Origin of the sequence: Bradyrhizobium pachyrhizi, from assembly GCF_001189245.1 — a bacterium.
GTDB lineage: Bacteria > Pseudomonadota > Alphaproteobacteria > Rhizobiales > Xanthobacteraceae > Bradyrhizobium > Bradyrhizobium pachyrhizi.
In genome coordinates this window covers 24,324-35,495 of the sequence record NZ_LFIQ01000119.1, presented here as the reverse complement: position 1 = coordinate 35,495, position 11,172 = coordinate 24,324, and the positions used below count along the sequence as shown (strand labels likewise).

General features: G+C 59.1%; 9 protein-coding genes, 2 tRNA genes and 1 pseudogene (1 of these 12 cut by a window edge). 8 read left to right on the top strand and 4 right to left on the bottom strand.

Features of this window, described 5'->3' with window-relative positions:
• Window positions 1-30: transfer RNA gene (locus AKL29_RS35125), tRNA-OTHER, on the top strand; it begins 40 nt to the left of the window's first position.
• Here the strand turns inward: AKL29_RS35125 and AKL29_RS41375 are convergent.
• On the bottom strand, window positions 1-1,245 hold a 1,245-nt coding region (locus AKL29_RS41375; protein WP_082190801.1), incomplete at its 3' end, for a tyrosine-type recombinase/integrase. The genes AKL29_RS35125 and AKL29_RS41375 overlap by 30 nt on opposite strands.
• A 1,894-nt stretch (window positions 1,246-3,139) precedes the next feature.
• On the opposite strand from AKL29_RS41375, the pseudogene AKL29_RS39945 reads away from it, so the two are divergent.
• Window positions 3,140-3,480: pseudogene (locus tag AKL29_RS39945) on the top strand (thiaminase II/PqqC family protein); the annotation flags it as partial.
• Window positions 3,459-3,545: transfer RNA gene (locus AKL29_RS35115), tRNA-OTHER, on the top strand. The pseudogene AKL29_RS39945 and the gene AKL29_RS35115, both read left to right, overlap by 22 nt.
• On the opposite strand, the gene AKL29_RS41370 is transcribed toward AKL29_RS35115, so the two are convergent.
• Window positions 3,502-5,112, bottom strand: a complete 1,611-nt coding sequence (locus AKL29_RS41370) for a recombinase family protein (RefSeq protein WP_082190800.1) — start codon at window positions 5,110-5,112, stop codon at window positions 3,502-3,504. The two genes, AKL29_RS35115 and AKL29_RS41370, sit on opposite strands and share 44 nt — an antisense overlap.
• Before the next feature lie 502 nt (window positions 5,113-5,614).
• Here AKL29_RS41370 and AKL29_RS35100 point away from each other — a divergent pair.
• Window positions 5,615-6,433, top strand: a complete 819-nt coding sequence (locus AKL29_RS35100) for a hypothetical protein (protein WP_050387332.1) — start codon at window positions 5,615-5,617, stop codon at window positions 6,431-6,433.
• 7 nt (window positions 6,434-6,440) lie between these two features.
• Here the strand turns inward: AKL29_RS35100 and AKL29_RS35095 are convergent, their stop codons facing one another.
• Entirely contained in the window at window positions 6,441-7,049 is a 609-nt protein-coding gene (locus tag AKL29_RS35095; RefSeq protein WP_050387331.1) for a recombinase family protein, read from the bottom strand.
• A gap of 226 nt (window positions 7,050-7,275) precedes the next feature.
• Here AKL29_RS35095 and AKL29_RS35090 point away from each other — a divergent pair, with 226 nt between their 5' ends.
• From AKL29_RS35090 to AKL29_RS35075, 4 genes are all read left to right on the top strand, one after another.
• Window positions 7,276-7,479, top strand: coding sequence for a YqaE/Pmp3 family membrane protein (locus AKL29_RS35090; protein ID WP_050387330.1), 204 nt, complete (start codon window positions 7,276-7,278; stop codon window positions 7,477-7,479).
• A complete protein-coding gene (locus AKL29_RS35085) occupies window positions 7,476-8,210 on the top strand; it encodes a hypothetical protein (RefSeq protein WP_050387329.1) in 735 nt (244 codons plus the stop codon). Before AKL29_RS35090 ends, AKL29_RS35085 begins: the two co-directional genes overlap by 4 nt.
• A complete protein-coding gene (locus AKL29_RS35080) occupies window positions 8,210-8,761 on the top strand; it encodes a hypothetical protein (RefSeq protein ID WP_152977898.1) in 552 nt (183 codons plus the stop codon). The genes AKL29_RS35085 and AKL29_RS35080 overlap by 1 nt, the downstream gene beginning before the upstream one ends.
• 73 nt (window positions 8,762-8,834) lie before the next feature.
• Window positions 8,835-9,065, top strand: coding sequence for a hypothetical protein (locus AKL29_RS35075; protein ID WP_152977897.1), 231 nt, complete (start codon window positions 8,835-8,837; stop codon window positions 9,063-9,065).
• A gap of 708 nt (window positions 9,066-9,773) precedes the next feature.
• On the opposite strand, the gene AKL29_RS35070 is transcribed toward AKL29_RS35075, so the two are convergent.
• A complete protein-coding gene (locus AKL29_RS35070; protein WP_244482600.1) occupies window positions 9,774-11,069 on the bottom strand; it encodes a replication initiator protein A in 1,296 nt (431 codons plus the stop codon).
• Window positions 11,070-11,172 lie beyond the last annotated feature (103 nt).

Sequence of the window (11,172 nt, the reverse complement as noted above, 5' to 3'; positions counted from 1 at the left end):
TCGCAGGTTCGAATCCTGCCACTCCGACCAGATTTCCTTAGGTTTTTTGTTCTCATTGGTGGCCGTTCCCAAGTCAACCACCGATTTGACCACCGAAACATACCGCGTTTTTTGGCCAATGGCTGCCGCCGCCCCGTGCAAATGATCGGGATGGTGATGGCCATACGTTTCCTGCAGGACCTCCGGCGACATGCCGAGGAACCCGGCCGCCTCCCAGATCGGCACGCCGCGCTGCATCAACCAGGTCGCCGCCGTGTGGCGCAACGTGTGCGGAGTGACTTTCCCGGGCAGCCTGGCCAGATTCACGGCAGATTTGAAGCCCTTCTTCACGGAAGCGACCGGCTTGCCATTGAACTCGACGAAGCAGGTGCTCATCAGCAGGCGGTCTTTCCAACGACGCATATGAGCCAGTAGCCGGGGTGGAAGCGGGGCTGGCGTCTGACGCTTCTTGGTTGCTCGCTTGCCGATCGGCCTCCGGTAAAAGATACCACGCTCGAGATCGACGTACGAGTGCCCAAGTTCGGGGTACGGTGATGCCGCCGCGATCGCACCCGCCCTCGTTCCGGTGTAGAGGCCGATCAGGATAAATCTGGCCACGTGTCGCAGTGGCCGGCGGTCAGTCCGTACCGGGTCGCCCTTTGAGCTGCCGGCGTGGATGGTCTGCTTTTCGCGATAGCGCCAACACTGCCAAATCAGTCCTGCCGCCTCGGTGCGTGTCAGCCACCGGTCGCGCGCCTCACCTTTCGGCGGGAGGGATACGCGAACCGTGCCGCGGTGAAGGCCCTCTTTTGCATGATGGTTGATCGCGGCGCGGAAAGTCTCGAGGTCCCGACGCGCGCCGCCCTTGCTGCCACGATGTTTGACGTAACGGGCACAGGTTTGCGCGTTAACTGCCGACAGCTTCTTGCCACCCCAGAAATCGTTGAGCCGCTCGATCCTCGCTTCAATTTCAAACTGGTCGCCCGGCTCACCGATATCGGTCAAATAGATCGACAGCACGTCCGCGCAATCGATGTCGTCGATGTCCCGCCGCTTGCGCTCGGGCTGGTACTTTTGCGCGATATAATCCGCTAGCGCTTGCTCTGCTTCTCGAGGCGGCTTTGTTTCAGACGGGCTCGCAAGGCAGCCTGTGGCGCTATGGCGCTCGCCGTCCTTGATGATCCAGACGGCTCGGGCGACGAGCTTTCCGCCGCGATATCGTGCCTTTCGCTTATAGAGACGGGCTCCCTTACTTTGACGCGGCACAGCTCCCTCATCTTCTCGATGTTTTCGAGCGTAGTATAATCTCTGCCAGCAATTCTTTCTATTTCGAGTCGGCCGCGGCGTGCTTCTCGTCGCAGGCCAGAAGCAGTCATCGATCCGTCTGGAAAAGCCAACGATGCGGCAGCAGACAGGCGGATAGGCATATCACGCGAAACCAGACCTGGGGAGAGATGCGCTCTGGCCATGCTAAGGCTAAGTCACCTAGATCCAAGTGTCGTGCATTTGTCGATGGTCCAAGTTCACGCGAGCCTTCCGATGGTCTGAGGCGAGCCAATTTTTCTGGTGATGTTACGACCTCAACATTCGAGCGGTCGAAGCTTTGCGCGGCCATGGCAAAGCTAACTAACCTTGGGGGAGTATACGGACCTTTGTAAGAATCGCTTCGTCATCGCTCCACTCAGCGAGTTCGAGCTCTCCCATACACGATCAATGCGTCGCTTCGAGTGTCATAATATCGTCCATTCCGAGCTTGCTATTAGTACAAGCGAAGGCTTCCACTGTGAAAGCGGAGCGTGCTCGCTCGTGGGACAATCGGCGGCTTCCGAGTGCAAATCGGAACACTGAGACGAGTTTTGAAATGGTCCAAATCGAGAATGCCCTCATCGCATATTACCTCGTAGCCCTTGCCCCCCTCCGAGAATTTATCGCATCGGGTTCAGAAGACCAGGTTGTTCCAGAACCGAGTACTTTCGCAGAACTGTTTGTGCGGGCATTGTTAGGAGAAGCCCCCGAAGCTGACAGCAACCGTGATGGATTTCTCACTGGGCGAGAACTAATAGCTTATCTTACCGGGTGGGTTCCGAAGTATATCTCATCGCAAACTCCCGTTTCAGGTCGAATAAAGGACGTTGAACTGGACCGAGGCGACTTTATCTTCAAGCTGCCCGAGAGAGTCGAAAATGTTGCTTTCGGACCGAGTGCTCCATCCGACAACTTCCGTGCCATACTCCGCGCATCTGCAGAACCGGGGAACGATGCTATTGCTGCAAGGGCGTACAACCTAGAGACGCTAATCACGACTGCGCCGTCCGTTTGCAAGGAGCGGTGTGAGGACGACGCGCCCACATATGAGTTAAAGATAGCGGTACCCAAAGCATTTTCAGAAAACACCAAACTCGAAAAAATCGAACTCCGTTGTATCAATGGAAGCTGCGGCACCACTTCGGTAGCGGGTTCGGGTCCAGTCATCTCTGAAGACGGAAGGCTCAGCTCAGCCAGCCTAAGAGCTTGGGGCGCCTCATCAACATGGCGTTTGTCGGCAGCTCTTGGTGTAACGAATGAAGGTGATCAGGTGACTGTGATCGACACGGTCTCGCAAGCAGTGCAGAAAGTCGACCCCAGCAGGCTTTCAATCGAAAGGGCGGCTCAACGTCCCTCAGCAGATCAAGAAAAACAGGTTGAAGCGCTTCTTCCGAAATTGGAATCTGATGTTGCTTCTGAGAGAAGAGGCGCTCGCTATCAGCTTGCAACAATTCTCACAACTGCAAGCGCGGAGACTACGGCAGCGCTAATTCGGCGAATTCCCACAGGGTCATACAGATATCAGCTTGGAGTTTCCGAAGCTCTATCGAGAATTGCGACCGGATGGGTGGCTGCCGATTCAATCACAATAGATATTGTGAGCCACTTAACTGAAAGTCGTGACCACTCTCTAAAAGATTCTGCGAAAGCAGCCCTTAAGAACGCAGCCCGGTTTGCGTACTATGGGGAGGGTCTCACGTTCTTATCGGCGACTGGATCCGCTTCCGATACACGACTGAAGAACATATCGGGGCCTGCGCTTCTAAAGACCAAAATGAACGTCAATCTTCGTTCGGCGCCTTCACCTGAGGCTAACGTACTTCAAACATTACGCAGTGGCGAGTGTGTGCGAGGATATACACGCTACGTGCTCGACGCTGGAATGCGCGGAGATCTGCTGGCACTCAAGGTGGCGCTTGCCCCCTGCGTGATCGGCTACGGGGAGATCGCAACGCGACTCGCCTCGCGACCGGATGCGGACGCTGCGACGAACCCATATCGCGTTTGGATCGCCGAGTATGCCGGCGAGTCATACAAGAGGTCGCGGCGAAGGCGCGGGCGCACCTGCAGCGTCTCGCCGATCTCTACGCCACGCCGGCCCGCGAGGCAGAACTGACTGCGATCTTCAAGGAAGCCACCCGACTCGAGGCAGACTTCTGGGAGATGGGCTGGCGCGCGGGCCAGCGTGTTGAATAACCATTTAGGCAATCGTCAGGTTCATAACCTGAAGGTCATAGGTTCAAATCCTATCCCCGCAACCAACGCTTCCCTAGACTCTAGGGGTTCAGCCGCCCTCTCGGAAATCCTGAGCAGGGCGGCGAGTTGGCCGTAAATCTCGACCCTCACGGGTTTGTACCGGCCCCGTGGATGGACGACGACTTTCTCAACAATTTCCCGAATAGCTTCGCTTGCCGCTAAGCGGCTGTCCTCGTCTGACTCGGCCAGGGCCTGCTTCAGGTTCCGGATCTTGTCGCGGTAGGCATTCGCCGCGTTGGGGTGGAATTCCACGGCGGGCGGGACGACATCGGCGATGGCCGCCTCGATCTCGTCACGCTCGGCCTCCAGGGTGGCCAAGCGCTCGCGCAAGGCGCGGCTGGGGGCCTCACCCAGCAGTGCGTCAACGGCTTTGGAGATCGCGCCGTTGACGTTGCCCAGCCGCTTTTCGAGGTCGCGGCGCCGGTGGGCGGTCGAGCTGTGCAGTTCACGCGACATCCGGTGATATTCGCGCACGTACTCGGCGATCAGTTCGGGCGACGCCAGGTTTTCCTCGATGCCCTTCAAGACCAGCGCCTCGATGGCCTCACGTGCCACGGTGCGCCGGTTTTCGCAAAGGCCGGTCTCCTTCATGCGGGTGCACAGCAGGAGTGGACCGCGCTTGTCGTTGCCCCCAACGACGTAGCCCGAGCCGCAACAGCCGCACTTGATCAGGCCGGACAGCAGGTTCTTCGGCCGGGTGGCATAGGTGCCCTTCGGTCCGCCCCTTTCCTCTCGGCGAGCCCGCACCCGCGCCCAGGTGTCAGCATCGACGATGCGCAGGTGCTCAGCGTCGGCGCTCATCCACTGCTCGCGCGGGTTCTCGCGGCTGATGCGCTTGCCGGTCTCCGGGTCTTTGACGAAGGTTTGCCGGTTCCAGATGATCCGGCCGGCGTACAGCTCGTTCTGCAGGATGCCGTTGAGGCGCTTGCGGCTGCCCGCGATTGTCGAGGCATTCCAGACGCCGCCGCGTGGGCCTGCCACGCTTTTCTGGTTCAAGGCCGCAGCGATGTCCCGCGGTGAATTTGCAGCGAGGTAGTCGGCGAAGATTTGCCGAACGACCGCGGCCTCTGCCACATCGATCTCAAGCTCGCCGGGCTTTCCGGGGATCGCGCGGTAGCCGTAGCTGCGCCCCCCGTTGTGGCGGCCGTCCCGGACAACGCCCGCTTGGCCGCGCCGCGTCTTTTGCGCGAGGTCTTTGAGATACAGCGAGCCGAGCAGCCCCTTCACGCCAATGTGGATGTCACCGGCAATGCCGTCCTGCGCGGTGCGAATATCGACGTCCGCAAAGCGCAGCCGCTTATGAATGCCCGCCAAGTCTTCCTGATCGCGGGAGATCCGGTCCAGTGCCTCGGCAACGACAACATCGAACTTTCCGGCCTTGGCGTCGCGCATGAGGCGCTGCCAGCCGAGCCGGTTCACCGTACTCGCGCCGGAAATCGCGCGGTCATCATAGACCCCAACGACGATCAGCTCTTCGCGTTCACAGATGGCGCGACAGAGCGCGACCTGGTCCTCGATGGACCGGTCGGTTTGCTTGTCCGAGCTAAACCTTGCGTAGATCGCCGCTTTCATTGTCGCTGCTCGCGTCCGTTGTGCGGTGTTGCCGCTCATAATCCGCGATCGCCGCCGCGCGAGCAAGAGCGCGAACGAATCGCAGCAATGCATCATCGGATGCGCATTCGGCTTTCTCAATTCGCGCGCAATGGCTTGGCGCTTGATCCGCTCGATCAGGCGCAACGCGCGCGACAAGGTTAGCCTGCGTCACCTCTGCCGGTGAACCGGACATGACAAGGACACCCCAAGGCTCGACAGCCGCGCGGCCGCGACCATCCGGTTGAGACGAGAAAGCCTCCAGGACGTCGATTGGGGGTGTTCAGCGAGGAGTTGGATGCGTGAGCGTGCGCAGGCGGCGAATACGGCTCTGGGCGATTGCGCGGGCTTTAAAAGCGCTCTGCGGGCTCTGATGTGATTCGGTTCGTCTAGAAGCGAAAAGAGCGTTAAAATTCGTTTGGCGCTGTCCTGAAGGACACCACAAATGTAACCTGATCCCCGGCCATTTTCAAGATGCAAGCCCATGGCAGATGAGTTCACGCTACAGCGTTCAAAGCGGCTAATCGAGCGCTACACTCAATTACGTGCCGAGCTGGACGCCAGTGAGGCGGGCGGTCGCTTTATGCCCTACTCCTGGTGGAGCCTCCCCGGTCAGCTGTCCTTCGAATGGATGGCTTACCGCCTCATGCTGCACGAATATGCATCGGAGCTCTCGAACATCATCAATGACCTGACGCATCACGTTAGCCGATTGCGCGCCTGGGCCGCGGTCATCGCCCCTTTGTCAGACGATGAGAAGCTCGAGGTGACGCACGAGTTCATCGACATGCTCGGCACCGTCGCGCTTGGGCAGCCCTATGCTATCAAGTCACGTTTTGCGTACGCAGCAGGACATCTTTGCCATCAAGCAAACCAAGCCAAGGACCCAGCAAGCTGGAAAGACGATTTCCCGAAGAAGAATCTCTATCTCAACGACATCGAGCCTTATTGCAGGGGCTGGAAAAAGTATCGTCGCTTCAAGCTCCGGGTTGAACCAATCGCGGGCAGCGCATTCAATCAGAAGTCGGACAATTTCCGACACAACTACAACCATGGATTCTCGTCCCGGTTCATGATCGGACTGACGGGAATGGTCAGCAGAGCCGAGGAGGCGACAGGCGGCATCAAGTACACGTTCGGATGCAACAAGCCGCTCGATCTGGGCGAGATTGCTGACTTGATCGAAAAGGAGCGCGACTTGTGCTACCTCGCCTTCGACGCATTCCAAAGGCTGGTCGAAGAGCAGGTTGCCGCAATACGGGCTTATGAGGCGAACCAGGGAATAGTCAAAGCCGACAAGTAGGAGTGCATCAGCCGGACAATGCGGCCGTTTCGTCTGGCAGCCCTGTAACCTCGTTGGTGCCGTCGGCTGAACAAATTCTCGAAATTGTCGATGAGCTAACACCAAACGCGCTCGCAACGTCTTTCTGCGACTTGCCGGCCTCGCAGAGTTGGCGAGCTGCCTTCTGCTTGTCGGGAGATAGCTTCGGCTTGCGACCGAACCTGATCCCCTTCTCTCGCGCGCGCTTTCGGCCCTCACTGGTACGATGAATGATATCCTCGCGCGTCTTGCGGGCGATATAGCCGACAAGCGCAGCCAGCACCTCGCCGAGTTCGTTTGTGGTATCCGCCCAGGGCTCGGCCAAGGATCTATAGGCCGCGCCACGCGAAGTAATGTCGTCCAGGACGCGGAGCATTTTGAATGGTCCGCCGCGGGTCAGCCGGTCGAGCGCGGGGACGATGACGGTATCTCCCTTTCGTAGCCGCCGCAGCAAACGCGTCAACTCGCGGCGGCGATCGTTCATGCCGCTTTCCTTCTCGCAGAGGATGCGTTCGCAGCCTGCGGCCTCAAGCTGTGCGATCTGAATCTCCAGCTCCTGGCCTGACGTGCTTACGCGGGCATAACCGAAGATGGTCATTTCCGCTGGCCGCCTGTTGCAAGACTCCTAGGTTTTGCAAGGTCGTTGGCAACGGAAAGGGGAGGCGGGAGAACGCCGCCTGTTTCTTGAGTCCGCTCAATAGCTTGAGCAAGTGACTTGGAGACGCCTTCGATTTTCATCTGAGGCTGATTCTGCTCTCAGACCCTTGCATTCGTAAATCAGGATTTTTGCATAGAAACGGAAACCTTTTTTTGAGGGGTTTCCAATGATTGCCGTCGCTATTTTGCTGCCGTGGCTGGCCCTCTTCCTGCGTGGAAGACCGTTCCAGGGCATCCTTTGCCTCCTCCTTCAGATCACCGTGCTGGGCTGGATACCGGCGGCCATCTGGGCCGTCATCGTCGTCAATGGCGACAATCAGGAACGTCGGCACCGGGAGATGATGCAGGCCGTGCGCGAGGGCCGCTCATGAGATTCGGGCTCACCATCGTCACGTGCCTGCTTGCCTCGTCGGCCTACGCCGACAAGCTGTTGCCGCCGGTACGCATCGAGCAGGAAGCGTTTGCCTGCGTCGACATCAACGTGGTCAAGCAGCACGAGGCGCTTGTCCAGAATGGCCAGACCGAACAGCTCGACAAGCTGCACATGGTCTATCGCTTCGCGGACGGCTGCGCCTTCGCGCATCCGGGCCAGTACGCGTTTTACGACGGCTATGACGCGACCAGCAAGGCGGCGTTCGTGTGCCTGCGCCAGCGGCCCGGCGCTGACTGTCTGTGGATGAAGCGCTCCGCCATCGGCGAGGTGCCGACGATGTTTCCCGGCCGCAAGCTGACGGACGGCAACAAGGGGATTGCGTGCCCGGCGTGGGACAAGGTGGTCAAAACCTCGAAGGAAACCGACAAGGCCATCTACGCCCGCTTCAAGGGAAACAAGCAACCCGGTGATGGCAACCCGGTCGGTGAGATGGCCCAGGGCATGGTGACCGGCATGCTCGGTATGGTCACCGGAGGGCCGGACAGCCACAAGGCGCGAAGCTTGAACCTCTGCGAATACTACCTGCTGTCGGCGCAACAGGAAGCCCGCAGGCTCACGGCTTTCGACTGGTGTCCGCAGCTTATCCCTCCGGACAAGCTGGCAGCCGAGAAATCGGGCTACCGCTCCGACATCGCCGAAATCGCCAACTCTTGCCTTGGGAACCGATGATGCGCAGGAAGCTATTGGCACTGGCGATACTGCCAGCGTTGTCGCTGAGTGCCTGCCAGGAACACGGCACCGAGGAGCGCCTCCGAGCGGCGGGCAACATCGTCGCCGGTGAATACAACCTCTGGGCCAGCTGGCTGGACGTGAAGTTCGAGAACGGCACGTTGGTTGTGGCCGGCACGCGCGGTCCGCCCAAGCGCTACGAACTTCAAGAGCCCGAGTACTGCAAGTTCATCTTCACGGTGGACGCGGGAACATCGGACTACACCACGACCACCGCCGACCTCAGCAAGCTCAACCGGCTCGAAGTGGTGCCGACGATCTCCGGGCTTCTCCGCATCGTCTACCTGGCCGGCAGCGAAGCCAACACCGTCGAGAGACATTCGCGGTACGGCAACGAGAAAAGCAACAAGGTGCGCCTCAACAACCTGGAGCCCGCCAAGATCGACGCGTTCCTGTCGAAGGTGGCGGAGTTTCAGGAGAAGTTCTGCGGCGTCAAAGTTTCAATTACCCGGCAGCTGAGGTTGCCGGAACGGGGGACATGGGGGGCGTGAGATTTCCGTCCGTTTCGGATGGATACGCAATCAGCTCGGCATGGTGCCGGCGCTGATAAACAGGAGAAGTTCAGTGAGCATCTTCGGTAAGCCTACGCATTCCTCTTCCTTCGGCGAGTTCGCGACGGGCGGGTCTACCCCCACCCATTCCGCGTCGTTCGGCGAGGTCGCCAGCGGCGCGGCCGTGCAGGTCTCCGGCGCCTCGTTCGGTCAGAAGGCGTCCGGTGCGTCGACGGCAACGCACGCCGCGAGCTTCGGCGAGCGGGTCTGCGGCGATTCCGTCGCGACCTACTCGAAGGACTGACAACGGATAGCAGATGCGCGGCGTGGTTACGCCGCGCGTCTCGCACAGAGGACCGACCGGGCGGGCTTTAAAAGCGTTTCTGTTGCCGTCAGGCGGGGAGCTGGGTGGTTCGGGTTGGCAAACAGCTCTATTGCCCCGCGGTGCGCTGTATGGGGGCTATCCGCAACAGTACAGCTCCAGCGCAGTTCGGTGAGGCATGACACCAGCTCGCCATTGACCACCTTCACCCCTTCCCTTCAAAACCAGATTGAAAAATCAGCCGCAGGCGTTTTAGGGGTATTCATAGTTTAAATAGTTTTAGGAAGAATCGCCCTGTGGATATGTCAAAACCGTTTCAATCCACTCATACACTTGGCCGCAAAAACGATAGGCGAAGTACGGCGTCGCGATAGGTGATGTACGGTCTGGAATAGGCGAAGTACGGCTTTGCATAGGTGATGTACGGTGTTTAATAGCCGATGTACGGCTTTGTAAAAGCCGCCGGGCCGGATAGCCGAAGTACGGTTTGCAAGATACGTCTGTAAAAACTCGGGGCGTTGATGAGAGGCTCGCTGCCCAAACGTCGCCCGGATAGGTGAAGTACGGTTTTGTAAAAATGGCTTGTAAAAAACGAGCGGCCGGAACGCGTCAACCCATTTTGTCCCGCTTACCTGCCGAACGCCGCGCCGATAGGCGAAGTACGGTTTTGTAAAAACGGCTTGTAAAAAATCAGTCGAGCAAGGGTAAGGCGGCACGTTCGGCATTGGCAACGTCGCCCCCTTCCCCGCGATAGCGCATACGCAGCAGTTGACCAACTCGTCCGCCGACAAAATCCAGATCATAGTCAGGCAGCGGGAACACCTTCGCGTTAGCCACCAGCTGCTTCAACATCTGCGTGAACTGTGGCAGGGCCTGCGGCGAGCCGCTCCGCTTGTGCACCTCCGCGATCGAATACCGTGCTTCACTGCGGCCTGCCGCGCGCCGCGCCAGGCGGTACACCATCCGGCCAAGACCTTGGCTGATCAGGAAGTAATCCGGATTGAGCGTCAGAATGTGCGGCGCACCCTTCCCACGCACCACCAGGTCGTAAACCCACGTCGGAATGTGGATCTCGACCTGGTCAATGTGGCCGCTGGCGGTTTCGCTAACGATGCGGTACTTATCGATGAATGGGACGTTCATGATCTCGCGCCGTTTTCCTCCATTCAGCGGTACGACTTTCAAGCGGGTACCCGCCAACCGATCAAGCGCGGCCTCCAGATCCTTGTACTGCTTGCCGCCCGAACTGCGGCGGCAGAACTTGAGAATGTGCGACGCGCTGGGCCGATACACCTGTGACGGCAGGCCGGGCCGCAGACCCTTGGCTTCCTCGTTGCGGTAACGGCGGACTTCCTCGTTCAAATACGACAGCATGTGCAGAAAGATGTCGTAATCAAAAACCGTGGCCAGGCCATGCTCGCCGCTCCCGGCGACCGTGATGATGCAGTCCTTCAACTCGTAGCGCAACAAGGTCAGTCGTCGGTTTTTTGACATCGTGAACGGCGCGATATCCATCAGGTTCACGTCGTCTTTCAGCGGCGCATCGAAGATCACGGGGACGAACAGAGACAGCTGACTGTCATCAGCGGGCGCCTCACGCAACACCGGCGCCGGCAGCTCCGCCTTAAGCATGGCGATGACATCAGCCTTGTGCTCACTGCCCTTGATGGTCTCGCCTAGACTGCGTAATGCGGCGGCTAGTTCAGCATCGGCGATCTTGACCCCGCCTCGCTCCAGATCGGCAAAGCTGCGGCGCATGTAGAAGACCCGCAACCGGGCCAGTGCCTCCTTGTCGAATATGAATGTGGGGCGGTTCGTTTTTTCCGAGAATTCCTCCGCCAGCTTTTGCAGATAGTCGTTACGCTCGTGCAAGCTCAACGCCGCGAACGCCTCGCGGGGTACCAGATCGAGCTTGATGGGCTGCATGTGCCCGATGCTACCGCCACCGATCTTCGCCGACGAGTCGGCCGCCAATAAAATGGGCAACCGCGATCTTCAATGAATGGCCAGATAATCAGATTTCCAGCGGATAGCCGGTAGCGCGGGCAGTAAGCTGCCATGGTAGCATACTGCTATGCTAGCATGCTGA

Excerpts from the sequence above, each read along its gene's own strand:
- AKL29_RS35080 (WP_152977898.1), top strand. The coding sequence starts at position 8,210 with ATGCGCAGGAAGCTATTGGCACTGGCGATACTGCCAGCGTTGTCGCTG.
- AKL29_RS41370 (WP_082190800.1), bottom strand. The coding sequence starts at position 5,112 with ATGAAAGCGGCGATCTACGCAAGGTTTAGCTCGGACAAGCAAACCGAC.
- AKL29_RS35090 (WP_050387330.1), top strand. The coding sequence starts at position 7,276 with ATGATTGCCGTCGCTATTTTGCTGCCGTGGCTGGCCCTCTTCCTGCGT.
- AKL29_RS35095 (WP_050387331.1), bottom strand. The coding sequence starts at position 7,049 with ATGACCATCTTCGGTTATGCCCGCGTAAGCACGTCAGGCCAGGAGCTG.
- AKL29_RS35085 (WP_050387329.1), top strand. The coding sequence starts at position 7,476 with ATGAGATTCGGGCTCACCATCGTCACGTGCCTGCTTGCCTCGTCGGCC.
- AKL29_RS35100 (WP_050387332.1), top strand. The coding sequence starts at position 5,615 with ATGGCAGATGAGTTCACGCTACAGCGTTCAAAGCGGCTAATCGAGCGC.